Genomic DNA, 24,290 nt, shown 5'->3' with positions numbered 1-24,290 from the left:
GCGCGGCACAGTGCTCGGGGCGCGAGGATCAGTTGTTATAGAGGTCCAGAGCGCCGAAGTGCTTTTGCTGGATCTGTGCGTAGATGCCCTTGTCGTGCAGGGACTTGATGGCGGCGTTGATCATGCCTTTGAGCTCGTCGTTGCCCTTGCGGATACCAATGGCAATCTCCGAGGGAACCAGCGGGTCACTGATGCCTTCGCTGTTCTGGAAGTCAGCGCCCTGTGGGGACGTCAGAAAACTCATCTGCGCCTGTAACTTATCCTGGATGGATGCATCGAGGCGGCCGAACACCAGGTCCGCATACACCTGATCCTGATTCTGATAGGCCCGCAGTTTCACGCCGCCTGGCGCCAGTTTGGCCCTGGCGTAGGTCTCCTGAATCGTGCCTTGCATGAACCCCAGAGTCTTGCCCTTGAGGGATTCGGCGGTGGGCTCCAGGCCGGAATCCTTGCGGGTGACGATGGCGGTCGGTCCGGCATAGAGGCGATCACTGAAATCGATCTGTTTTTTACGGGCATCCGTCACCGTCATCGAGGATTCGATCGCATCGAACTTGCCGGCTTTGAGACCCGGGATCAGCCCGTCGAAGTCGTTGCTGACCCAGACACAGGTCAGTTTCAACTCGGCGCAGATGGCGTTGCCCAGGTCGACGCCGAAGCCTTGCACACCGCCGTCGGCGGTCGTGGACTCAAAGGGTGGATAGCTGGGATTGACGCCGAAGCGCAACTCTTTCCATTCTTTGGCACTGGCGCCGGTGGAGCAGCACAGCAAAGCGAGTGCCGGCAAGGTCAGCCACTTGATATTCATCTTCTTGAGTCCCGGATTATTTGGATTTATAGCGGTCAGGCGCCCGCGCCGAACCACACTTTTTACAGGGGCAGAAAATCGATGCGGTCTTCACCGCAGCCGTATTTATTGTTGTTATCGACTGGAAGGAGCCAGTCGTCGGGGTGCAATCCTTTTCTGGCGCATTGTCAAAAGCACCTGAAACGGAACGCCAGAATGCCAATAGCCGGGACGGGGCAGGTGTCGTAAGGCGCGCTCCAGACAGCGCAACTGCGCTGAACGAGCGCATTCGACAGCCGATTCTGTCGTCAGCGGCCAGGCGCGACGGCAAGCCTTTTCGACACGGGCGAAAGGCGCATCGACGGTGCCTTGTCGCGCACTGTTCCGTGTCGGGCAGCACGGAGGTGGTCGCTCAATGACCCACTGCACCAGGGGCGGATCCTGACATGCAAAAATGCACAGGCGACCTGCAGTTATCCGGGTTGTACTTGGCAAATTTGCACTGTTACGATCCGCCATCGCTCGCGCGCGAGCACCTCTATAAAGAACAATAAAAGCAGGGAGTTAGTGATGACTGCTCAGGTTTCATCCCCGACCGGCCAGCCCATGGATGCCACACAGAACGACGTGCTGGCCCAGGTGCGCAACCACATTGGCCACCTGACCCTCAATCGCCCCGCCGGCCTCAATGCCATTACCCTGGACATGGTGCGCAGCCTGCATCGCCAGCTGGACGCCTGGGCCCGGGATCCGCAAGTGCATGCCGTGGTACTGCGCGGGGCTGGCGAGAAAGCCTTCTGTGCCGGTGGCGATATCCGCTCGCTGTACGACAGCTACACCAGCGGCGACACCCTGCATGAAACGTTCTTCGTCGAAGAATATGCCCTGGACCTGGCGATCCACCATTACCGTAAACCCGTGCTCGCGCTGATGGACGGTTTCGTCCTCGGCGGCGGCATGGGACTGGTGCAGGGCGCCGACTTGCGGGTGGTCACCGAACGTAGCCGCCTGGCGATGCCGGAAGTGGCCATCGGCTATTTCCCGGACGTGGGTGGCAGCTACTTCCTGCCCCGCATCCCAGGCGAACTGGGGATCTATCTGGGTGTCAGCGGCGTGCAGATTCGCGCCGCCGATGCGTTGTACTGCGGGTTGGCCGACTGGTACCTGGAAAGTGCGCGTCTGGCCGAGCTGGACCAGCGCCTGGACAGCCTGGTATGGCACGACACCCCGCTCAAGGACCTGCAAGGCCTGCTGGCCAGGCTCGGCGTGCAGCACCTGCCCGACGCGCCGCTGCAAACCCTGCGCCCGGCCATCGATCACTTCTTCGCCCTGGCGGACGTGCCGGGCATCGTCGAGCAACTGCGTACCGTCACGGTTGCCGACAGCCACGCCTGGGCGTTGACCACCGCCGACTTGCTGGAAACCCGCTCACCGCTGGCCATGGGCGTGACCCTGGAAATGCTGCGCCGCGGCCGACAGCTGAGCCTGGAACAGTGCTTTGCCCTGGAGCTGCACCTGGATCGTCAGTGGTTCGAGCGTGGCGACCTGATCGAAGGTGTGCGCGCCCTGCTGATCGACAAAGACAAGAACCCACGCTGGAACCCTCCGACCGTACAGGCGCTGGACGCCGAGCGGGTGGCGAGCTTCTTCAGCGGATTTGATCAGAGCGGGAGCTGAGTCATGCACGATATCGAATTGACCGAAGAACAAGTGATGATCCGCGACATGGCCCGGGACTTTGCCCGTGGCGAAATCGCCCCCCATGCCCAGGCTTGGGAAAAGGCCGGCTGGATCGACGATGCGCTGGTGGCGAAAATGGGCGAGCTGGGGTTGCTCGGCATGGTGGTGCCCGAAGAATGGGGTGGCACCTACGTCGACTACGTGGCCTACGCCCTGGCGGTGGAAGAAATTTCCGCCGGTGACGGCGCCACCGGCGCCTTGATGAGCATCCATAACTCGGTGGGCTGCGGGCCGGTACTCAATTACGGTACCGAGGAACAGAAACAGACTTGGCTGGCAGACCTGGCCAGCGGCCAGGCCATTGGTTGCTTCTGCCTGACCGAGCCCCAGGCCGGCTCCGAGGCGCATAACCTGCGCACCCGTGCCGAACTGCGTGACGGTCAATGGGTGATCAATGGCGCCAAACAGTTCGTCAGCAACGGCAAGCGCGCGAAACTGGCCATCGTCTTCGCCGTCACCGACCCGGACCTGGGCAAGAAAGGTCTGTCAGCCTTCCTGGTGCCCACCGACAACCCAGGGTTCATTGTCGACCGTAGCGAACACAAGATGGGCATTCGCGCCTCCGATACCTGTGCCGTTACCCTCAATAACTGCGTGATTCCCGAAGCGAACCTGCTGGGCGAACGCGGCAAGGGCCTGGCGATTGCCCTGTCCAACCTCGAAGGTGGTCGCATCGGGATCGCCGCGCAAGCGCTGGGCATTGCCCGTGCAGCCTTCGAAGCAGCACTGGCCTATTCCCGTGACCGGGTGCAGTTCGACAAGCCGATCATCGAGCACCAGAGCATCGCCAACCTGCTGGCCGACATGCACACCCGCCTGAACGCCGCCCGCTTGCTGATCCTGCACGCCGCGCGCCTGCGCAGCGCCGGTAAGCCGTGCCTGTCCGAAGCCTCCCAGGCCAAGCTGTTCGCGTCCGAGATGGCCGAGAAGGTCTGCTCGTCTGCCATTCAGATTCACGGCGGCTACGGCTACCTGGAAGATTATCCGGTGGAGCGTTACTACCGCGATGCGCGGATCACGCAGATTTACGAGGGGTCGAGCGAGATACAGCGGATGGTGATTGCGCGGGAATTGAAGAATTATCAGATCTGAAGCATAGGCACCTGTGGCGAGGATGAAATTTGGTCTGCCTGACAGCATGCAAATACAGGTTCAGGGCCGCTATGCGGCCCATCGGGGGCAAGCCCTAATGCCGGTCAGTCAAGAGAAATAAAGCCGAACACGAAACCTGTGGCGCGGGAGCAAGCTCCCTCGCCACAGGTTCTATGTTCGGCTGGTCTTTGGCTTAACTGATCGGCATTAGGGCAAGCCCCCTCGCCACACAATTACTTGCCGACGAACTCAGGCGCGCGCTTGGCAATGAACGCGGCCATCCCTTCCTTCTGATCCTGGGTGGCGAACGCTGCATGGAACACCCGGCGTTCGAAGCGAACACCTTCGGACAGGTTGACTTCAAAGGCGCGGTTGACGCATTCCTTGGTCATCATCGCAATCGGCAGCGACTTGCTGGCAATCACCGCGGCTACCTTCATCGCCTCGTCCAACAGCTCATCGGCCGGCACGATGCGCGCCACGATGCCGCAACGCTCGGCCTCCACCGCATCGATCAAGCGGCCGCTCAGGCACATTTCCATGGCCTTGGCCTTGCCCACCGCGCGGGTCAGGCGCTGGGTGCCGCCCATGCCTGGCAACACGCCCAGGTTGATTTCCGGCTGACCGAACCTGGCGTTGTCACCGGCCAGGATGAAGTCGCACATCAGCGCCAGTTCACAGCCGCCCCCCAATGCAAAACCGTTGACCGCGGCAATGATCGGCTTGCGGCGGTTAGCCACCCGATCACTGTCGCTGAACAGGTCATCGAGGTAGATCTGCGGGTAGGTCAGCTCCGCCATTTCCTTGATGTCAGCACCGGCGGCAAAGGCTTTTTTCGAGCCGGTCAGTACGATACAGCCGATGTCCGGATTGGCTTCCAGACCGTCCAGCGCGTGGTTCACTTCGCTGACAATCTGCGCATTCAGTGCGTTCAGTGCCTGGGGACGATTGAGCGTGATCAGGCCGACCCGGCCCTGGACGTCCAACAAAATCGTTTCGTAACTCATGCCAACATTCCTTTTCAAAGATTGCGCGAAATGACCATGCGCTGAATATCACTGGTGCCTTCATAAATCTGGCAGACCCGCACGTCTCGGTAGATTCGCTCCAGCGGGAAGTCGTTCAGATAACCGTAGCCACCCAGGGTTTGCAATGCCATCGAGCAGACCTTCTCGGCCATTTCCGAAGCAAACAGCTTGGCCATCGAAGCTTCCACCAGGGCCGGCTTGCCACTGTCACGCAGGGCGGCGGCGTAATGCACCATTTGCCGGGCGACGGCGATTTGCGTGGCCATGTCGGCCAGGCGAAAGGCCACGGCCTGATGCTCGATGAGGGCCTTGCCGAAACTTTCTCGCTCGCGGGCATAGTCGCGGGCCGCTTCGAAGGCAGCGCGGGCCATGCCTACGGACTGCGAGGCAATGCCGACACGCCCGCCTTCCAGGTTGGCCAGGGCAATCCTGTAGCCTTCGCCCTCCTCGCCCAGACGGTTGGCTACCGGCACCTTCACGTCCTCGAACAGGATCTGGCAGGTGTCGGAGGCATGCTGGCCGAGTTTGTCCTCGATCCGCGCGACCTTGTAGCCCGGTGAGTCGGTGGGCACGATAAAGGCACTGATCCCGCGCTTGCCAGCAGCCGGGTCGGTCACGGCAAACACAATCACCACCCCGGCGTTCTGCCCCGACGTGATGAACTGTTTGCAGCCGGTGAGCACGTAGTGATCGCCGTCCAGGCGCGCACGGGTTTTCAGGCTGCTGGCGTCGGAACCGGCCTGGGGCTCGGTCAAGGCGAACGCGCCGAGCATGGCCCCACTGGCCAGCGGCTTGAGGAATTGCTCTTTCTGTTGATCGTTGCCGAACTTGAGGATCGGCACACAGCCGACCGAGTTGTGCACGCTCATGATGGTCGAGCAGGCGCCATCGCCGGCGGCGATTTCTTCCAGGGCCATGGCATAGGCCAGGTACCCGGTGTCGCAGCCGCCCCATTGCTCCGGCACCAGCATGCCGAAGAAGCCCAGTTGTGCCATCTCGCCGATGGCTTCTTTAGGGAAGCGATGCTCGCGATCCCACTCGGCGGCAAACGGCTTGAGCCGCTCCTGGGCAAACTGCCGTGCCGCTTCGCTGATCTGTAGTTGTTCGTCATTCGGGAGCATGGGGATTCCTTAGTACAGGCATTCAACGGCCATGGCCGTGGCTTCACCGCCGCCGATGCAGATGGCTGCAACGCCGCGTTTCAGGCCTTTCTGGCGCAGGGCCGAGAGCAAGGTCACCAGGATGCGCGCACCCGAGGCGCCAATCGGGTGGCCCAGGGCGCAGGCGCCGCCGTGAATGTTGACCTTGTCGTGGGGGATCTCCAGCATGGTCATGGTGACCAGGCTGACCACGGCGAAGGCTTCGTTGACTTCGAACAGGTCGACCTCATCCAGCGACCAGCCGGTCTTTTTCATCAGCTTCTTGATCGCGCCCACTGGAGCGACCGGGAACAAGCCCGGGGTGTCGGCAAACGCGGCGTGACCATGAATCACCGCCAGTGGCTTCAAGCCACGTTTCTCGGCTTCGCTGCGACGCATCAACAGCAAGGCCGCCGCGCCATCGGAAATCGAACTGGAGTTGGCTGCCGTGACCGTACCGCCTTCGCGGAACGCCGGTTTCAGGCTGGCGATCTTGTCCAGCCTGGCTTTGGGCGGCTGCTCGTCATCGCTGATGGTTTTCGGCTCTTTGCCGACCATGACCTGCAGGGGCACGATCTCGGCGTTGAAGCTGCCGTCCTTGATCGCCTGCTGGGCGCGGGTGGTCGAGGCAATGGCAAAGGCGTCCTGTGCCTCACGGGTAAAGCCGTTGGTCTCGGCACAGTCCTCGGCGAAGGTGCCCATCAGGCGCCCCTTGTCGTAGGCATCTTCCAGGCCGTCGAGGAACATGTGGTCCAGGACCTTGCCGTGGCCCATGCGCAGGCCGGCCCGGGCCCGGTCCAGCAGGTACGGTGCGTTGGACATGCTTTCCATGCCGCCGGCGACCACCACCTCGGCACTGCCGGCCAGCAGCATGTCGTGGGCCAGCATCGTGGCTTCCATGCCCGAACCGCACATCTTGTTCAGGGTGGTGCAGCGGGTCGCCTTGTTCAGGCCCGCACCCAGGGCGGCTTGTCGCGCCGGGGCCTGGCCTAAGCCTGCGGACAATACGCAGCCGAACAGCACTTCTTCCACCGCGTCGCTGGCCACGCCCGCGCGCTCGACCGCGGCGCGAATGGCAGCGGCGCCCAGTTGCGGTGCGCTCAGGCTTTTGAGTTCACCTTGAAAACCGCCCATGGGGGTGCGGACGGCGCTGACAATGACAATCGGATCGTTGTTCGTGGTCATGATCATGACTCCTTATTTGGCCGCCATGCGCAAGGCGCCGTCGAGACGGATCACCTCACCGTTGAGCATGCTGTTCTCTATGATATGCCTGACCAGCGCGGCGTACTCGTCCGGTTTGCCCAGGCGTGGCGGGAATGGCACGCCGGCGGCCAGCGAATCGCGCACTTCCTGGGTCATGCCGGCCATCATCGGGGTTTCGAAGATGCCCGGGGCGATGGTCATCACGCGGATACCAAAGCGCGCCAGTTCACGGGCAGCGGGCAAGGTCAGGCTGACAATCGCACCTTTGGAGGCCGCGTACGCCGCCTGGCCGATCTGGCCATCGTAGGCGGCGGCCGAAGCGGTGTTGATGATCACGCCGCGCTCGCCGTCGGCATTGGCCTCGGTCTCGGCAATGGCTGCGGCTGCCAGGCGCAACAGGTTGAAACTGCCAATCAGGTTGACGTTGATCACCTGGCTGAAACTGGCCAGTGCGTGGGGGCCGTTTTTGCCGAGGATTTTCTCGCCACGGACCACGCCGGCGCAGTTGACCAGCCCGTGCAAGCCGCCAAAGGTCGCGACAGTGGCCTTGACCGCCGCTTCCGCCGCCGCTTCCTGAGTGATATCAGCCACCACGCTCTCGGCGCCCAGGCGTTTGGCCTGGGCGGCGAGCGCTTCTGCGTTCATGTCCACCAGCATCACTTTGGCGCCGGCACCGACCAGCATTTCAGCGGTGGCCGCCCCCAGTCCGGAAGCGCCGCCACTGACGAGAAAAACCTTGTTTGCGATTTGCATCGTTGTTTCCTTGAATTCAAGCCGAAGCCTTGTGAGCCGCAGCCTCTTGAGCCTTGGCGATTTCCTGGTTGCGCAAGATAAAGCGCTGTAACTTGCCGCTTGGGGTTTTCGGCAACTCACTGACAAATTCCACTTCACGCGGGTACGAGTGCGCGGCCAGGCGCTTGCGCACATGCTGGCGCAGCTCCTCGGCAAGCTCGGGAGAGGCGCGGTATTGCGTGCTCAGTACCACGAACGCCTTCACCAGCTCAGTGCGCTCCGGATCGGGTTTGCCGACCACGGCCGCCTCGATCACCGCCGGGTGTTCGATCAACGCGCTTTCCACATCGAACGGGCCTACCCGATAACCCGACGTGGTGATCACGTCATCGCTACGGCCGACAAAGCTGATGCTGCCGTCCGGGTTGAGTTCGACGGTATCGCCACTCAGATAATAGTTGCCAACGAAGGCTTTGGTGGGCGCCCCTTCGTAACCGGCGAACCAGCACATCGGTGACTGGCTGCGGTCGATGGCCAGAATCCCCGGTTGGCCGACCGACAATTCGCTGTAAGCGTCGTCCAGCACCACGATCCGGTGACCCGGCGAGGCAAAACCGGCGGCGCCAACGTGTACCGGGTGCTCGAGGCCATGGTGGTTGCACAGCACCATGCCCAGTTCGGTCTGGCCATAGTGGTCATGGATCACCACGTCGAGGTTGTCGGCGAACCAGCGGATCACTTCCGGGTTCAACGGCTCGCCGGCGCTGCTGACGATACGCAGCTGGCCCTTGATCGAACGGGCGAACTCATCGCCGCCGGCAATCAGCAAGCGGTAAGCGGTCGGCGATCCGGTGAGGTTGGTGATGCCGTACTTGTTGATCACCCGGCAGGTGCTTTCGAGGGTGAACGGACCATCGTAGAAGGTAATCGGATGCCCCATGGACAACGGCCCGGTCACACCAAAGTAGATGCCATAAGCCCAGCCCGGGTCGGCAACGTTCCAGAACGCATCCTCGGGGCGCAGGTCGACCGCGTCACGGGTGTAGCTCTGGAACGCGACCATGGCCTTGAGGGGCACGTACAGGGCTTTGGACGGGCCAGTGGTGCCCGAGGTAAACATCAGCAGGAACGGGTCTTCGCCGGTCAGCATCACCGGTTCGCACTGATTGGAGTAATTGGCCAGCTCGGCCCAGAAACTGAAATCGCCACGGACGATGCCCTGGCCTTTCGGGCCACCGATGGTGACGATGGTCGGACAGCCCGGGACTTCATCGAGCTTCGGACGATTGACCGCGTCGGTCACCACGATCCTGGCGCCGGAGCTGCCGAGCCGGTGTTCGATGGCCTTGGGGCCGAAGGCGGTGAACAGCGGCTGATAGACCGCACCGATACGCCAGGTGGCGAGCACCGCAATCAGCAACTCGACGTTGCGCGGCAGCAGGCCGGCGACCTTGTCACCCTTTTTCACGCCCTGTGCCTGCAGGAAATTGGCAAAGCGCGCGGCCTTGTCCTGCAGATCGCTGAAGGTATAGGTCGCGGAACTGGCGTCACGGCCTTCCCAGAACAAGGCAATGCGCCCGGGCAACGCATGCCGGTCGCAGCATTCAACGCAGGCGTTGAGCGCCGTCAGTGAGCCATGGAGCGCCGCATCGACGGTGTGCTGATAATTGAACTGTGTGGTTGCAGACAGGTAATCGCGCATTGCCAGAATCCCTCTGTATTTTTATTAGGTTGGGGGGAACCGTTTAAATCCAGGAAATACTCGCTCTGCGGACGATGGGGAACAATGGTCAAAGCTTTCAAGTTGCTTGACTGGTTTGGCCAAGCCTAACGCGGTGCGAGGGGTGCAAGCGCGTGCCGGCGAAAGGCCCGGCTCAGTCAGCTTCGTTGAGAATCAGGCTGCGGTAATGCCCAGGGTTTGACCCCGACCATTTGCGGAACGCCTTGTAGAACGAACTGGTATCGGCAAACCCCAGGCGCGTGGCGATTTCGGCGAAGCTGATGCTGGGCTCCGCCAGCCAGACGATCGCCAGCTCCTTGCGCACGCTGTCCTTCAGGCCCTGGTAGGTCTGCCCTTCTTCGGCCAGGCGGCGGCGCAAGGTCGAGGCCGACATGCACAGCCGTTGCGCCAGGCTGTCGGTTTCCGGCCAGTGCTGGGCCGGCAACTGCCGCAGGTCGTGCTTGATACGGCTGGCCAGGCTCTGCGGGTCGCGGTACTTGACCAGGATGTTGGCTGGCGCCTGGGCCAGAAAACGCTTGAGCTCGTCCGCGCTGCGCTTGATCGGTAACTCGAGGCAGTCGGCGGAAAAGATCATCCGGGTCCGTGGCCGATCAAAGCGCAGGTTTTCGGAAAACATCACCTTGTAGTCATCGCAGAAGTCCGGCTCGGCGCAACGCAGTTCGATCGCCAGAATCGGAATCCGTCGTCCGGCCAACCAGCAGGCCACGCCGTGAACAATCATCCAGTAGGTGAAATAGGTGAAGGCGCGGCGCGGTGGCAGGTCATCCTCGAGCAGGACGATCTCCGCCAGGCTCTGCTGGTGGACCAGTTGGGCCGGCAGGTGTTCGAGCATCAACGACAGAAAGCCCAGCCCGGACTCCAGGCCGGTGGCCAGGGTTGGCTGGGCCATCGCGCATCGACACAGGAACGCCAGGCTGCCGGACTTCAGCTGCCGCGGGTCCATACCAAAGAACTCGTCGTCCCTGCGCCGCGCCAGCAGACGCCACAGCCGTGCATAGGCCGTGGCCGGTACCCGCGCATTGGCCACCTCCAGTAACCGTGGCTCTATTCCGACCTTGAGCAGCACCTCAAGGCTGGCGGCACCCGGTGCGCAACTTTGCAGCAGTGCCTCGCGCACCAGATGAATGGAGATGGTGTCTTTTTCCGACATTGAACGTGGTGAACCCTGTTTTTGTTTGGTCGCCATCTTAGCGCAGGCACGGCGCACCTTAGACCAAAAGATCAGCAGTAACGCCTTGGCAGTGCGAGATTGACCATTAGCCTGCTTTTTTCTACGCCCGCCTGAGGCCGCTCGGCATAAGCATCGAAACTCTGTGGCCGGCGCCATCTACGACAGTCACGTTGCTCGGTTCAGGTTTGGCTTACTGATCCGCCGTCTGCAGCCCTGCCCTGTCTGGCTTACCCAGCGCCTGGGTAAAAAAACGTCCGGCTTCAGCGATCAGGTTGCGGTGAATGTCCTCGCGGTCCACGCCATCGGCGTCGGTACACAACGCCGGCATCGCCGCAACCTGCTCCTCGCTGCAGGGCGCCATGAACACGAAGTGCCCGGCCCCCGTCAGTAACCTGAAATCCGGAGCGACGGGCAGCTTGCGTGCTAGTGCGGCAGCGTTCTTGTCCAGCGCCACCAGGGTGTCCCCATCACCGCTGTAGAGCAGCACCGGGATGTGCACACCCGCCAGGGTCTGGCGACTGAACTTCAAGCTCAGGGGCGCCATCAGCATCAAGGCGTGAACCCGTGGATCGGCCTCCGGTTGCAGGTCGTCTCGGTCGGCGATCAGTTCGCCCCGGGTGTTGCAGGCGTCCCGGTCATCCGGGCGCTCCCGGCAGTAGCGACGCAGCCGCTCCAGGTCCGGGGTGGCTCCCGAAAGAATCAACGCGGTCTCGCCACCGGCGGAGTAACCGATCACCCCGACCTGATCGGCATGGACGAACGGCGCCAACAGGGGGTCGCCCAGGGTGGCGGTGATGGCTGCGGAAATCTGGATCGGACGGCCGTACAGATTGCTCAAGGTCCCGAGCCGGCTGTGATCCCTGGAATTGTCACCGGGATGAGTCACGGCCACCACTACGAACCCTTTGCGCGCCAACGAGGTGGCGAGGTCATGCAAGGCCAGCGGTGTCCCGGTGTTGCCCGGGGACAGCATCAGCATCGGGAAACGGCCGATGGCAACCCTGGCATCTTCGCTGGCGTCGATGCGATAGCCCTCGACCCGACTGGAATGCTCGATACCGGTCGATGGATAGAACGCAATGGCGTCCATAGGCTGTAGATCCAGGGGGTCGGGAAAAGTCAGGCGGTGATAGCCGACACTCCAGTGCGGGTGCGGCGCAGGCACCGCCTGCACCGGATTCAGGCTGCCGAGCAGGCACAACAGTAACACTGCACAAAGACGCGACATGGGATGCCCCACCGTTTGACCTGACTGGATGAGCCGATTGGCGCCACTTGCCTGGATTCAGGGCCCTGGCCGGTATTGAGACCATCGTGCAACCGAGCTGCTACTGCGGACCAGCATAACTCGGGCCAACACCTCGGTTGTCAGATGCAAATGAGAGAAGCAAAAAGACCCCGGGCCTTGATCGTTTTACGACGATCAAGGCCCGGGGTCCAGTGGCATTTGCCCAAGGCTGGGCGAGCCGTTGAACCTGCCTTATGCAGCGACGAACAATTGATCGCTGATGTGGGCCTGGGCGTCGTTCATGGCTTTGGCACGAACCTCCTCACCATAGGACAGGCCGTGGGCGCGGACGAATTCGACGTCGGTGATGCCCATGAAGCCCAGCATCACTTTCAGGTAGTCTTCATGACCTACGCCCGTCGCCTGGCCGGCATGCAGGCCGCCAGAGGTGGACACCACCACGACTTTCTTGTTGCCGCACAGGCCTTCAGGACCGGCTTCGGTGTAGCGGAAGGTCTGGCCGGCCACGGCGATACGGTCGAACCAGGCCTTGAGCTGGGTTGGGATGGTGAAGTTGTACATCGGCGCGGCGATGACCACGGCATCTGCCGCCAGGAACTCGGCCAGGGTCGAAGCGCTCAGGTCGGCTTCATGCTGTTGCGCGGCGTCACGCAGTTCGGCCGTGGTGCCGGCGGCAACCAGGGTCGCGGCGGAAAAGTGGCTGATGGCATCGCCGGCCAAGTCGCGGTAAGTGACCACGGCGTCAGGCTCGGCAGCGGTCCAGGCCTGGATAACGCCCTTGCTCAGCTGACGGGAAGCCGAGTTGTCACCCAGGATGCTCGAATCGATATGCAGAAGTTTCATGTGGGATCTCCAAGTGAGGATCGCCACCGGGCGATCAATTGAGGACAATCCTACAGGTGAAACCAATAGCTGATTAGTCGGTAATAATGCGATAGTTCGTCCCACCCATAGGACAATCGAGCCTCGCCATGCAAGACCTCAATGACCTCTACTATTTCGCCAAAGTGGTTGAAGCCGGCGGTTTCGCTGCCGCCGGTCGCTTGCTGGGCATTCCCAAGTCGCGCTTGTCACGACGCATCGCTGAACTGGAAGAGCGCCTGGGAGCCCGCCTGCTGCAGCGCACCACCCGCCAGCTCAAGCTGACCTCGGTGGGCGAGCGTTACTTGCGCCATTGCCAGGCAATGCTGCTGGAAGCCGAGATGGCCGATGAAGCCGTGGCCAGCATGTCCAGCGAACCACGGGGACGGTTGCGCGTGTCCTGCCCGGTGGGACTGGCCCATGAGTTTCTGCCGTCGGTCATCAGCTCGTTCCTGGAGCGCTTCCCTCAGGTGCAACTGGACATGCAACTGCTCAACCGGCGCGTGGACCTGGTGACCGAAGGCATCGACGTGGCCTTGCGCGTCCGCGAACAGGGGGATGAAGACCCGTTTCTGGTCACCCGACGCCTGCGCCAGGCACAAACCGTCATGGTCGCCAGTCCACAGTTCCTGCGCGAGCGCCAGATCACCACCCCGGACGACCTGAAAAACGTCCCGGTGCTGGGGGCGCTGGAAGCCGATCGCCTGGTGCATTTGCGCATGCTCGATGAGCAGGGACAAAGCTGCGACTTGAGCCTGGAGGCGCGCCTGGGCATCGATGATTTTGTCGTGCGCAAGGCCTGCACGCTCTCCGGCCTTGGCTTCACCATACTGCCGATGCTGTTCTGCGAGCAGGAACTGGCAAGCGGCTCGCTGGTGCAACTGCTGCCCCAGTGGTCATTGCCTGGCGGCTGGCTGCAGGCGGTCTACCCTCATCGGCGCGGCGTGCTACCGGCGGTGCGCGCCTGGATCGACCATTTGAGCGAATCTTTCAACCGCTGCGGGGACCGCTTGTTATGACGGCCAAGACCATGACGGAAGACGAAGTCGCGGGTTTCTGCCTGGCCCTGCCCGGGGCACGGGAAGATTACAAATGGGGCGGTGTGCGGGTGTTTTCGGTGGCCGGCAACAAGATGTTCGCGCTGCAGAACCTGCGCGGCGAGTCCCTGGCGTTCAAGGTCGACAAGGACCTGTTCCTGGGCCACGTCGACCGCCCGGGGATCGGGCCGGCGCCGTATCTGGCGCGAGCCCAATGGATCATCATGCACACGCCCTACCCGCTGGGTGCCCTTGAACTGCAAGCGTTGCTGCGCAGGTCCCACCAACTGGTGGTGAGCAAGTTGCCCAAGCGCGTCCAGGTCGGACTCTTGCTCTAGAGCAACCTGAACAGCCCGGCGCCGAGAAACATCTGGTCGATCCAGAACACCTGGTGCAACAACACGATGATCCAGAACAGCACCTGGAACGACACTTTGCGCGTCTTGTGCCGAAACACTTGCTGGGCAAGCAACGCACCTGGCCAGCCGCCAGCCAGTTCGACGGCGTGCAGGACATTCTCCGGGGTGCGCCAGCTATCGGCTCGCGCCTTGCGCTTGTCGCTCCAGTACAGGAAGAACGCCAACAGGCTGACGATACCGTAGGCCGCCAGCGGTATCAGCGAGACCCCGCGCAGCCAGAGCAAGCTCGACCCCACGACCGGCAGTGCGCACAGCGCGAGGAAGACCAGCGCCTTGAGACGCGGGTACTGGATCGCGCGCCCATTGCGTGTCTCGATCACGGCTTGACCGCTGCCCAGTCGACCACGCCGAACTGCCAGGTGGCCAGGATCACCAGGCCGAACGCGATCCGGTACCAGGCAAAGGCGGCGTAGCTGTGGCTGGCAATGAACTTGAGCAAGCCCTTGACCGCAATCATGGCGAAGATAAACGCGGTGACAAAGCCGATTGCAAACACCGGCAGGTCGGCGGCCTGGAACAGATCACGGTACTTGTAGCCGGAGTACACCGCGGCACCGACCATGGTCGGCATGGCGAGGAAAAACGAAAACTCGGTGGCGGTCTTGCGCGACAGGCCGAACAGCAGGCCGCCGATGATGGTCGAGCCAGAGCGCGAAGTCCCCGGAATCATCGCCAGGCACTGGGCACAGCCAACCTTCAGTGCGTCCTTCCAGGTCATGTCATCGACGGACTCTGCATGCACGGTATGTTCACGGCGCTCGGCCCACAACATGACGATCCCGCCCACCACCAGTGCGGTCGCGACCGTGATCGGGTTGAACAGGTAGTGGTGGATCAGGTCCGCGAAGATCACGCCCAGCACCACGGCGGGCAGGAAGGCGATCAGCAGGTTGACGGTAAACCGCTGCGCCGTGCGCTGGGTGGGCAAGCCTGTCACTACTTCGAGGATCTTGCCGCGAAACTCCCAGACCACCGCGAGGATCGCACCGAGCTGGATAATGATATTGAACGCCTTGGCACGTTCACCACCGAAGTTGAGCACATCCGCGACAATGATCTGGTGCCCGGTACTGGAAATGGGCAAAAACTCGGTCAGTCCTTCGATAACCCCAAGAATCAAGGCCTGTGCGGCGGTCCAAAGATCCATCAATCCCCCATGAAGCGATGCCTCAAGGCATGCCCCGTCAATAGTTTTCAGGTATTCGCTGTGCTCAGCATTGCGCAAGCGCGAGGCCCACGGGATAGAGCCCGCCCCGTAGAAATCCGGTGAAAAATCAACCTGGATTCAGGTTTCCCCGCGCGAGGCCGAAATCCTATCAGACATGCCCGATTAGCGCTGCGCCGTTATTGGACTTCAGTCGCATTGGCGCCCGTGCCAATGCATGCCTGAATGCGTTCGGTGAGTGATGACAAGAACAACAACAAGAACCTGGAGTGACACGGTATGAATAGCTTGCGCGGTATGTCGATCAGCCGGCGTTTATGGCTCATCCTGGTGGTGGCGGTACTGATGCTGCTGACCCTGGGGGTGCTGATGCTCAAGCAGATTCACGATGACCTTTATCAAGCCAAGGCCCAGAAGACCCAGCATGTGGTCCAGGCTGCCAGCGGAATCCTCGGCTACTACCATGAACTGGAGAAAGCCGGCACCCTCACCCGCGACGCCGCACAGAAGCAGGCACTGAGCGTGGTACGCGGCTTGCGCTACGACCAGAGCGACTACTTCTGGATCAATGACCTGACCCCGGTCATGGTCATGCACCCGACCAACCCGAAGCTTGACGGCCAGAACCTCTCCGCGGTCAAGGACCCGGACGGTTTCGCGCTGTTCAACGAGATGGTGGCCATCGCCAGGGCCAAGGGCGCCGGCATGGTCGACTACCGCTGGCCCAAGCCCGGCGCCAGCACCCCGGTGCAAAAAACTTCCTACGTCAAACTGTTCGAACCCTGGGGCTGGGTGATTGGCTCCGGCGTCTACATCGACGACATGCAGGTCGAGTTCCGTAGCCAGGTCTGGGAAGCATCGCTGGTGGGCCTGAGCATCGCGGTGTTGATGGCCCTGCTGGTCATGCTGATTTCCCGCAGCATCGTTCGCCCACTGCGCGAAACAGTGGATGCCATGGCCAACATTGCCAGCGGCGAAAGCGACCTGACCCGCAGCCTCGATACCCACGGCCGGGATGAAGTCACGGAGCTGGCACGGCACTTCAACGCCTTCACCGCCAAGTTGCGCCAGGTGATCAGCCAGTTGCAAACCTCTGCCAGCGCCCTGGGCCAGGCTTCCAGCGACCTGGGCGACAATGCCGCGCAAGCCCAGGCCCGCAGTCAGCAACAGTCACAGCAAATGGAGCTGGTGGCGACGGCGGTCAATGAAGTGACCTACGGCGTGCAAGACGTGGCCAGGAATGCCGAACACGCGGCCAGCGAAATGCGTGACGCCCAAGCCCAGGCCCAACAGGGCCAGATCAACATCGATGGCAGCCTGCAGCAGATCGATCAGTTGTCGGGGACCATCGATCAAGCGGTCGACGTGATTCGCACCCTGGCCACAGAGAGCACGCAGATCGGCAGCGTGCTGGAAGTGATCCGCTCGATTGCCGAACAGACCAACCTGCTGGCACTCAATGCCGCCATTGAAGCCGCCCGCGCCGGAGAGCAAGGTCGAGGGTTTGCCGTGGTCGCGGATGAAGTGCGCTTGCTGGCGCAACGCACGCAAAAATCCACGGCAGAAATTCAAACGATGATCGAGCGCTTGCAGAATCACTCGGACGCTGCGGTCAAGGTGATCGGTGACAGCAGCCGAGCCTCCCAGCTAACCATCGAACAGGCGGGCCTGGCCGGGCAAAGCCTGAACGCCATTGGCCAGGCGCTGCGCAACCTCAACGGCCTGAACGCCTCTATCGCCAGTGCGACCCTGCAACAGGCCCATGTGGTCGAGGACATCAACCAGAACGTCACCCAGGCCGCCGGATTGTCCCACGGCACCGCGTTGGCCGCTGAGCAGTCGAGTGTCGCGAGCGTGCACTTGAAAGCGCTCAGCGAACAGTTGAACGGCCTGCTCAGGCAGTTCCGGGTGTAAGCAACCTTTGTGGCGAGGGGGACTGCTTTGCAGTCCAGCGGGGGCAAGCCCCCCCTCGCCACATTTCCCTGCTGCTGTACAATCAGCGCCCTTTACGACTTCCCCCAAGGAACCGCCATGTCCGGGCTTGAACTGTTTGCCGCCGCGCTCGGCGTGATTGCCGTCTGGCTGACGGTCAAACAGAACCCCTGGTGCTGGCCGATCGGCCTGGTTATGGTGCTGCTCTACAGCTGGATCTTTTTCGAAGTCAAACTCTACTCGGACATGCTGCTGCAGGTGATCTATGCCGGCTTGCAGCTGTATGGCTGGTGGCAGTGGACCCGGGGTGGCGACACGCACCATGGTCGGCAGGTCACCCGGCTGGGCAACGCCACCCTGGCACGCGACCTGGCCATAGGCGCGGCCGGTAGTTTGCTGCTGGGTGCCGCGATGGCCCATTGGACCGACGCCGCCCAGCCCTGGCTGGATGCCGCCTTGACCGGCTTCAGCCTGGTGGCCCAGTTGTGGATGGCGCAAAAACGCCTGCAATGCTGGCCGCTGTGGATTGCCGTGGATGTGATCTTTGTCGGGCTGTTCCTGTACAAGGGGCTGTACCTGACTGCCGCCCTCTACGCCCTGTTCACCCTGCTGGCCATTCAAGGTTGGCGCACATGGCGCAGCGATCCGCTGCTGTGCCCATGAAGGTGTTGGTGCTGGCAGGGCCGGAATCCAGCGGCAAAAGCTGGCTTTCGGGCGAAATTCACGCCCATTTTGGCGGCATCCTGGTCGGTGAGTACGTTCGGCATTTCATCGAATGTGAAGCCCGCGAAACCTGCTACGATGATATTACATCCATAGCACATGGCCAGCTGACTTGGGAGGATGAAGCTCGCGCCAAACAACCGTCACTGTTGATTCTCGACACGCACCTGTTGAGCAATATCCTTTGGAGTCGCACGTTGTTTGGTGCGTGCCCGACGTGGATCGAGCAAGCCTTGCTGGCACGGCACTACGACCTGCATTTACTGCTGAGCCCTGAAACGGTGGCCTGGCATGACGACGGGCAGCGTTGCCAACCGCAACTGGCAGAGCGCCAGGCGTTTTTCCAGGCCAGCCGCCAATGGCTTGACCTGCACTGCCAGCCTTGCCAAGTACTGCAAGGTGATTGGAAGCAGCGCAAGGACGCGGCATTCGAGGCCGTGACGCGTTTGCTCAAGGCCTGACAGGGTTCCCCGCCCTGCCGCACATGTCCATTCCTGAAACACCCACCCTTGCGCAAACCCGCGAGCTAAAGCGGCCAAAACACGCCAGCAAGAACATGTCACGCCACTGATACAACCTGCCTTCAGCGCCCTTGACGAGCAATGCCGCCAGTATGGACAGCGCTTTTTTTGCGTGGCCCTGTCTCAGTGGCGTTACAGATTTTTTTGACCCCCTCGACAACTACAGCCAACCAACTGTTTTTAAAAGAAAAACAAAAACCGGCACACCTTCTGCTCTCTTCCCCGCAACGCTGATAAGGGCCAGCGTTCCACTTACAGAAGGAATTGCCGCCGTGGGGATATTTGGTAAAAGCATCTACAGCCTCCTGCTGATCGGATGCGCACTAGGCTCAAGTGTCAGCCTGCCTGTACAGGCCGACAACGGCATCATTGTTATCACCCGTGATGTCCAACCGCGCAACGCAACGCGTCCGCCGATGATTCCCGACCCTGACCCCACGACCGCCAATGCCAACCCGTCCAAACAGATCCTCAGGCAAACGAACGAGTTGAGCGACGGCGACTTTGCCAGCGTCGCCAGTGGTGCAGGCATCTCCCGCCTGGTCCATCAAGGCACCAACAACCTGGGCGGCAATATCAGCAACCAGCCCCAGCTTTCCAACCTCCCCGCTGGACGTTCGGGAAACTCGGGCAACGGTATTGCCAACATGGTCAATTCAAACGTCCAGCAAGGCCTGGGCGCTCTGAAAGTCTTAACGGGAGACCGTTGAGATGAATCGTATGCTGCTGATTATCGCCATGTTTTGCAGTGCATCGACCTTTGCCCAACCTCCCGTCATCAATAACGCCGACATCGACGGTTCGGGCATGCAGTACCAGGGCAATCTCTCGGTCAACCAGGCTGCGGGCGATCAACAGCAACAGGCCAACGCCCGGGCCATCGCCATTGGCAACAACGCCAGTGCTACCACACAGATTCGCCAACGGCTGCGTACGCAGGTCGATCCCAGGATCGATGCTCGATCCAGCATTCAAGGCGACTCCTTCAGCCACGGCAACGGCGTACTGGGCGTCAACCAGAGCACGGGCGCCAGCAACCAGCAAGCCAATGCCCTGCGGATAAGCATCAGTACACAGCCGCAAAGTATCGACGACAGCGTCCTCATGCAACAGAACGTGGCGCTGATCACCAACTCCGATCCAACTGACTCTGCACCAGGCTATCGCCAGGTCGCTACCAGCGATCAGGCCTTCACCGGTAGCCGTGGGGTGATCCAGTTGAATCAGAGCGCCGGGGTGGGAAACCGAACGGCCAACACTCTGAGCGTACGGGTCAGGGATTGACCCAAACAGGTAGGAACAACACTTAACCTAAAATAAAGTACGGAGAATCACCATGAAACCCTCGATGGCACTAAAGCCTCTGGTTTTCGCAATTGCTGCGGTCATGGCTGTTGCTGTACAAGCTGGGCAAAACGAACCGCGTGGCAATGGTCACCATAATGGCCATCATAACGGCGGCCACCACACCACTCCTCCTCCAACCAAGATCCCTGTCTACGCGACTGCAGATGCAAACGATCGGCAACGCAGTAGCGGCAACCGCATCCTCAACGAAGGGACTGAAAACGAAGCCGAAATGAGCAGCTCTGCCACAGGCACCAGCGGCAACGTCGGCGTCAACGTGGCGGCAGGCGCCGGCAACCAACAAGACAACGCGGCCGCCATCGCAAACGCTGCCTCCGACTCCAGTCTCGATAACAGCTTCGTGTTCGGCACTGCCACTGCCACCGCTGATGTCAGGCAGTACAGCAACAATAACAGGGTCGACAACTACGGCAGCACAAACTCTGCCGTGATGGGCGGATCGGGCAATAGCGGCAGCGGCAATATGGGTATCAACATTGCTGGCGGCGACCTTAACCAACAGAAAAACACCATGGCAATTGCCAATACCAATGCCCCACTCGGTAACGCAACAGCCACCGCCTCCGCCGATCAAAACGGCCCTGGCCTGACCGTGAATAACAATGCCGACCGGACCTACCGCGTAGATACGCTGACGGTTACCAAAACGGCCAGCGGTAGTTCCTCTTACAGTAAGGAGTCCGATTTGAGCGTTGATAAGAGCGCCTCTTCGAACTGGGCTGCGAGCGGCGCCAAGAGCTTTGATGTGAGCGGTTCCAAGAGCTCTGAGGCCAGCTGGTCCAAGAGCTTTGATGCCAGCGGTTCCAAGAGCTCTGAGGCCAGCGGGTCCAAGAGCTTTGATGCCAGCGGTTCCAAGAGTGCTTCTTTGAGCGCTTCTCTGGAAGCGGCTCTGGATGCTTCCAAGACCGTTTCTTGGGATCATGGCCGTCACGAGGGCAGCCGCAGTAATTCTGTCGAGGCCTCGCTGAGTGCATCGCTCGATGTATCGGTCGATAAGTCGTTCGATAAGTCGTTTGACTCCTCGTACGATAAATCGTCTGCCTCCTCGTTCGAAAAATCGCTTGACTCCTCGTACGATAAATCGTCTGCCTCCTCGTTCGAAAAATCGTTTGACTCCTCGTTCGAAAAATCAGGCAGTAAATCGTCCGATTCTTCATACGATAAATCGAAAAGTTACAGTGAGAGCAGCGCTTACGATTTGAGCAACACTTATTCCTTCCAAGTGCTGACTCCAACTGGCTGGGCAAACCCTGTGACCAACACTGCAACCCTGAGCGGTTCGGTGAATGGTGGCAGTGGCAACCTGGGCGTCAACGTGGCTGCTGGTGTGGGTAACCAACAAAGCAACTCGCTGGCCATTTCCAACAACTCGTTCTAATGGCTGTCCCTGGAGGCCCCCTTTTGGGGGCCTTCTTCAACACAACCAGAAGGCGTCCCACCATGCGCATTATCGCCTTGGTATTTTTGCTTTGCGTGGCCAGTGTGATCGAGGCTGCACAAATGCCGCTTTCCGTCTTGCCGGGCGGCGCGGTGGTGTATAAGCCGATCCAGAGCATACGTGAGCGTAAATTTTCCGACCTGGTGCAACAGAAAACCGACTTCAGTTGCGGCGCGGCTGCGCTGGCGACCATATTGCGCCAGGCCTATTGGCTGGACGTGAATGAAGAACAGATCATCGAAGGCATGCTGGCACACTCCGATCAAGATCTCGTCCGCGTCCAGGGCTTCTCCATGCTCGACATGAAACGCTACGTGGAAAGTATCGGCATGCGGGCCCGTGGCTACCGGGTAGCGCCGCAAACGTTGAACGAAATCAGAATTCCGGTGGTAGTACTCCTGGATATCCGTGGCTACAAACATTTTGTGGTCATGCAAAGGGTCCATAAGGGCTGGGTATATATCGGAGATCCGGTACTCGGTCATAAACGTTACAAAGTCGACGACTTTGTCAAAGGCTGGAACGGCATCATCTTTGCCGTCATCGGCCAGGGCTACGACAAGACCAATGCGTTGCTCGACCCACCCATGCCACTGACCGCCAGGAACCGCATCAACACCTTCACCCCGGTGCAAGAGGCAGAGTTGATGGATTTCGGATTCATTCAAAGCGATTTCTTCTAATGACAAGGAGCACGACGCTCCGGGAGCATCCAATGAAGACTCCAATCTGGCTAGCCGTGGTTTGCCTGGCCGCCAGCCTGCCGACCCAGGCACAGACGTTCAAACCCATTGAACTGAACGATCAGGAATTGGCGACCCTGCGAGGCCGTTATGTCATGCCGGGACGAATCATCAGCTTCGGCATTGTCATGACCAGCGCTTGGCAAAATGCCAGCGGTGAGGTGATCGGGGCAACTTCCTCGATGCAAATTCAACAGTCGACCATCACGCCACAGTTCTATGTGTCGATGATCGACGAAAAAGGTAATGGCTCATCGCGTTTACAAGGCACCGGCACCGGTACCGTCATTGGCGGCAGCGGCCTCAACAGCACCGAAGGCGTCACGCAAGTCGTGCGTGCTGCCGGCGACAATAACACTGCCTACAACAACGTTGACATCAACGTCACAAGGGCTAGCCAAGCGCCAGCAACGCAACAACAGGGCCAGGCATTGGCCGCAGGCTCGACGTTGGCCAGCGCCAATGGCGCGGGCTCGCTGAGCGTTTCCTCGACCGGTACGGGTGTGCAACTCAACATCGTGGCCAACAACAACCAGGGCAGTACCGTACAACGCCTGGCCCAGGGTGGGCTGATGCAGAACACGACGTTGCTCGGCGGTGGCAACCAGGTCCGCAACCTCACATCCCTCAATGTCGTGCTGCGTGACAACGTGACGACAGACGGGTCGCTGAACGGCAACCTCGACCAGCTCAAAGGTCTTCGCACTCTCGGATTCTGATCTACGCTAAGTCTCACCCGATGGAGTCAAAAGGGACGGCTAACCCATGCACCGATCGTTGATGTTCAGAGCTATCGTTTGTTTGAGTAGCCTGGCCCCGGCCCCACTGCTATACGCAGCACCGGACCCCCAGGTCGAAGCACTAAAACAAGAACTCATGGAGTTGAAACAGCGTTACGAAGCACAGCAGAACGCGCTGATGGTACTCGAGCAACGCGTTCGGCAAGTCGAAGAAGCCCCTGCGACACCGGCTCCCAAACGCCTGACCAAATCCCCCGCCGAAACGACCCAGGGTGGCCAGACGGTGGCCGCTGGCGCGCCGGGAACCACAGGCAGTTCATACGGCCAATCGCTCAAGGATGATTCGGAGCCAGCGCAAAGCGTTTCCAACCTGTATGACGAAGCCAGCGGCTTTTTCGGCGGCGGCAAGTTCAGTGTCGAAACCGGCCTGACTTACACGCACTACGATACCCGTGCACTGGTGCTCAACGGCTTCCTGGCACTGGACTCGATTTTTCTCGGCAACATCAACCTCGACCGCATCAAGGCCGACAACTGGACACTGGACCTGACCGCCCGCTACAACCTGGCACAACGCTGGCAGTTCGACATTAACGTCCCCGTGGTTTATCGCGAATCAACGTATTCCTCCGGTGGCGCCGGTGGCGCCGGCCCGGTGACGTCGGACGCAACCGTTACCCGCGACCCGACCATCGGCGATGTGAACGTTGGCGTTGCCTACAAGTTTCTGGATGAGTCGGCCAGTCTGCCCGACGCGGTCCTTACCCTGCGCGTCAAGGCACCGACCGGTGATGACCCTTACGGCATCAAGCTGGTCAATGACCCGAACAACGATAACCTCTCGGTCCCCGAGGACTTGCCGACCGGCAATGGTGTCTGGTCGATCACCCCGGGCATCTCGCTGGTCAAGACCTTCGACCCGGCCGTGCTGTTCGGCAGCCTGGCCTACACCTACAACATGGAAGAGTCTTTCAGCGACATCAGCCCTCAGGTCAACTCCAAGGTGCCCGGGGACGTGAAGCTGGGCGATTCCTGGCAGGTCGGCGCCGGCATTGCATTTGCCTTGAACGAGAAGATGAGTATGTCGTTCTCGTTCACCGATCAGTTCGCCAGCAAGAGCAAGATCAAGCCGGACGGTGGTGATTGGCAATCGATTTCCAACAGTGATTACAACTCGGCCAACTTCAACATCGGCATGACCCTGGCAGCAACCGATAACCTGACGATCGTGCCCAACCTGGCCATCGGCCTGACCGAGGACTCGCCAGACTTTTCCTTCAGCCTGAAATTCCCGTACTACTTCTAATCCGGCACCCACAAGAAGCCCGCTTTTTCAGCGCAATGCCGTTCAGTTAGGAAGCGCTTAAAGCGAGTAACAGCCCCCGTGGCGAGCGAGCTTGCTCGCGCTGGGGCGTGAAGCGCCCCCAACAAAGCGACTGCGGCCTTTCAGAACGAACT

Annotated in this window: 24 protein-coding genes and 1 pseudogene; 14 read left to right on the top strand and 11 right to left on the bottom strand. The window is 60.8% G+C overall.

Annotated elements, in window-relative coordinates:
* Window positions 1-28 precede the first annotated feature (28 nt).
* Window positions 29-808 carry a transporter substrate-binding domain-containing protein gene (locus AC3WQN_RS20080; protein WP_103399644.1) on the bottom strand — a complete coding sequence of 260 codons (780 nt, stop codon included), beginning with the start codon at window positions 806-808 and terminating at the stop codon, window positions 29-31.
* A gap of 549 nt (window positions 809-1,357) precedes the next feature.
* Here AC3WQN_RS20080 and AC3WQN_RS20075 point away from each other — a divergent pair.
* Together AC3WQN_RS20075 and AC3WQN_RS20070 are read left to right on the top strand one after the other, a co-directional pair.
* Window positions 1,358-2,464, top strand: a complete 1,107-nt coding sequence (locus tag AC3WQN_RS20075) for an enoyl-CoA hydratase/isomerase family protein (RefSeq protein ID WP_103399645.1) — start codon at window positions 1,358-1,360, stop codon at window positions 2,462-2,464.
* 3 nt (window positions 2,465-2,467) lie between these two features.
* The gene (locus AC3WQN_RS20070; protein WP_095144310.1) at window positions 2,468-3,619 is read left to right on the top strand and encodes an acyl-CoA dehydrogenase family protein; all 1,152 of its coding nucleotides are present in this window, start codon (window positions 2,468-2,470) and stop codon (window positions 3,617-3,619) included.
* Between the two features lie 233 nt (window positions 3,620-3,852).
* On the opposite strand, the gene AC3WQN_RS20065 is transcribed toward AC3WQN_RS20070, so the two are convergent.
* From AC3WQN_RS20065 to AC3WQN_RS20030, 8 genes are all read right to left on the bottom strand, one after another.
* Complete coding sequence (locus AC3WQN_RS20065) at window positions 3,853-4,626, bottom strand: enoyl-CoA hydratase (RefSeq protein ID WP_103399646.1); 774 nt, start codon at window positions 4,624-4,626, stop codon at window positions 3,853-3,855.
* A 14-nt stretch (window positions 4,627-4,640) separates the two neighbouring features.
* Window positions 4,641-5,768, bottom strand: a complete 1,128-nt coding sequence (locus AC3WQN_RS20060) for an acyl-CoA dehydrogenase (RefSeq protein WP_103399647.1) — start codon at window positions 5,766-5,768, stop codon at window positions 4,641-4,643.
* 9 nt (window positions 5,769-5,777) lie between these two features.
* Window positions 5,778-6,971: an acetyl-CoA C-acyltransferase gene (locus AC3WQN_RS20055; RefSeq protein WP_103399648.1), complete on the bottom strand. Its 1,194-nt coding sequence runs from the start codon at window positions 6,969-6,971 to the stop codon at window positions 5,778-5,780.
* A gap of 12 nt (window positions 6,972-6,983) precedes the next feature.
* Entirely contained in the window at window positions 6,984-7,745 is a 762-nt protein-coding gene (locus AC3WQN_RS20050) for an SDR family NAD(P)-dependent oxidoreductase (protein ID WP_103399649.1), read from the bottom strand.
* Between the two features lie 16 nt (window positions 7,746-7,761).
* Entirely contained in the window at window positions 7,762-9,426 is a 1,665-nt protein-coding gene (locus tag AC3WQN_RS20045) for an AMP-binding protein (RefSeq protein WP_103399650.1), read from the bottom strand.
* A 172-nt stretch (window positions 9,427-9,598) separates the two neighbouring features.
* Window positions 9,599-10,615, bottom strand: coding sequence for an AraC family transcriptional regulator (locus AC3WQN_RS20040; protein WP_103399651.1), 1,017 nt, complete (start codon window positions 10,613-10,615; stop codon window positions 9,599-9,601).
* A gap of 211 nt (window positions 10,616-10,826) precedes the next feature.
* Window positions 10,827-11,864 (bottom strand): alpha/beta hydrolase family protein, encoded by a 1,038-nt coding sequence (locus AC3WQN_RS20035; RefSeq protein ID WP_103399652.1) that lies wholly within the window; start codon window positions 11,862-11,864, stop codon window positions 10,827-10,829.
* 252 nt (window positions 11,865-12,116) lie between these two features.
* Entirely contained in the window at window positions 12,117-12,728 is a 612-nt protein-coding gene (locus AC3WQN_RS20030; RefSeq protein ID WP_103399653.1) for an FMN-dependent NADH-azoreductase, read from the bottom strand.
* 128 nt (window positions 12,729-12,856) lie between these two features.
* Here AC3WQN_RS20030 and AC3WQN_RS20025 point away from each other — a divergent pair, with 128 nt between their 5' ends.
* Together AC3WQN_RS20025 and AC3WQN_RS20020 are read left to right on the top strand one after the other, a co-directional pair.
* On the top strand, window positions 12,857-13,765 hold the full coding sequence (locus tag AC3WQN_RS20025) for a LysR substrate-binding domain-containing protein (RefSeq protein ID WP_103399654.1): 909 nt from the start codon (window positions 12,857-12,859) through the stop codon (window positions 13,763-13,765).
* Window positions 13,762-14,121, top strand: a complete 360-nt coding sequence (locus AC3WQN_RS20020) for an MmcQ/YjbR family DNA-binding protein (RefSeq protein WP_103399655.1) — start codon at window positions 13,762-13,764, stop codon at window positions 14,119-14,121. The genes AC3WQN_RS20025 and AC3WQN_RS20020 overlap by 4 nt, the downstream gene beginning before the upstream one ends.
* Here AC3WQN_RS20020 and AC3WQN_RS20015 read toward each other — a convergent pair.
* Window positions 14,118-14,522, bottom strand: a complete 405-nt coding sequence (locus tag AC3WQN_RS20015; RefSeq protein WP_256587247.1) for a DUF1294 domain-containing protein — start codon at window positions 14,520-14,522, stop codon at window positions 14,118-14,120. The genes AC3WQN_RS20020 and AC3WQN_RS20015 overlap by 4 nt on opposite strands.
* Window positions 14,519-15,349: an undecaprenyl-diphosphate phosphatase gene (locus tag AC3WQN_RS20010; protein WP_103399657.1), complete on the bottom strand. Its 831-nt coding sequence runs from the start codon at window positions 15,347-15,349 to the stop codon at window positions 14,519-14,521. The genes AC3WQN_RS20015 and AC3WQN_RS20010 overlap by 4 nt, the downstream gene beginning before the upstream one ends.
* 297 nt (window positions 15,350-15,646) lie before the next feature.
* On the opposite strand from AC3WQN_RS20010, the pseudogene AC3WQN_RS20005 reads away from it, so the two are divergent.
* The 10 genes and pseudogenes from AC3WQN_RS20005 to fapF all read left to right on the top strand — a co-directional run.
* Window positions 15,647-16,426 (top strand): annotated as a pseudogene (locus tag AC3WQN_RS20005) (cache domain-containing protein); the annotation flags it as partial.
* 120 nt (window positions 16,427-16,546) lie between these two features.
* Complete coding sequence (locus AC3WQN_RS20000) at window positions 16,547-17,281, top strand: methyl-accepting chemotaxis protein (protein ID WP_371918492.1); 735 nt, start codon at window positions 16,547-16,549, stop codon at window positions 17,279-17,281.
* A gap of 117 nt (window positions 17,282-17,398) precedes the next feature.
* A complete protein-coding gene (gene pnuC, locus AC3WQN_RS19995) occupies window positions 17,399-17,962 on the top strand; it encodes a nicotinamide riboside transporter PnuC (RefSeq protein WP_103399659.1) in 564 nt (187 codons plus the stop codon).
* On the top strand, window positions 17,959-18,483 hold the full coding sequence (locus tag AC3WQN_RS19990) for an AAA family ATPase (protein WP_103399660.1): 525 nt from the start codon (window positions 17,959-17,961) through the stop codon (window positions 18,481-18,483). The genes pnuC and AC3WQN_RS19990 overlap by 4 nt, the downstream gene beginning before the upstream one ends.
* Before the next feature lie 332 nt (window positions 18,484-18,815).
* On the top strand, window positions 18,816-19,253 hold the full coding sequence (fapA, locus tag AC3WQN_RS19985; RefSeq protein ID WP_103399661.1) for a functional amyloid chaperone FapA: 438 nt from the start codon (window positions 18,816-18,818) through the stop codon (window positions 19,251-19,253).
* A 1-nt stretch (window position 19,254) separates the two neighbouring features.
* Window positions 19,255-19,827 carry a fibril amyloid subunit FapB gene (fapB, locus tag AC3WQN_RS19980; protein WP_103399662.1) on the top strand — a complete coding sequence of 191 codons (573 nt, stop codon included), beginning with the start codon at window positions 19,255-19,257 and terminating at the stop codon, window positions 19,825-19,827.
* 52 nt (window positions 19,828-19,879) lie between these two features.
* On the top strand, window positions 19,880-21,289 hold the full coding sequence (gene fapC / locus AC3WQN_RS19975) for an amyloid-like fimbrin subunit FapC (RefSeq protein WP_103399663.1): 1,410 nt from the start codon (window positions 19,880-19,882) through the stop codon (window positions 21,287-21,289).
* 62 nt (window positions 21,290-21,351) lie between these two features.
* Window positions 21,352-22,032: a fibril amyloid maturation endopeptidase FapD gene (gene fapD, locus AC3WQN_RS19970; RefSeq protein ID WP_103399664.1), complete on the top strand. Its 681-nt coding sequence runs from the start codon at window positions 21,352-21,354 to the stop codon at window positions 22,030-22,032.
* Between the two features lie 32 nt (window positions 22,033-22,064).
* Window positions 22,065-22,811 carry a fibril amyloid subunit FapE gene (fapE, locus tag AC3WQN_RS19965; protein ID WP_103399665.1) on the top strand — a complete coding sequence of 249 codons (747 nt, stop codon included), beginning with the start codon at window positions 22,065-22,067 and terminating at the stop codon, window positions 22,809-22,811.
* Between the two features lie 46 nt (window positions 22,812-22,857).
* On the top strand, window positions 22,858-24,138 hold the full coding sequence (gene fapF / locus AC3WQN_RS19960) for a fibril amyloid transporter FapF (protein WP_103399666.1): 1,281 nt from the start codon (window positions 22,858-22,860) through the stop codon (window positions 24,136-24,138).
* The last annotated feature ends 152 nt before the right edge of the window (window positions 24,139-24,290 follow it).

The organism is Pseudomonas sp. FW300-N1A1 (assembly GCF_058789115.1).
This window is presented reverse-complemented; position numbering and strand designations above follow the sequence as displayed.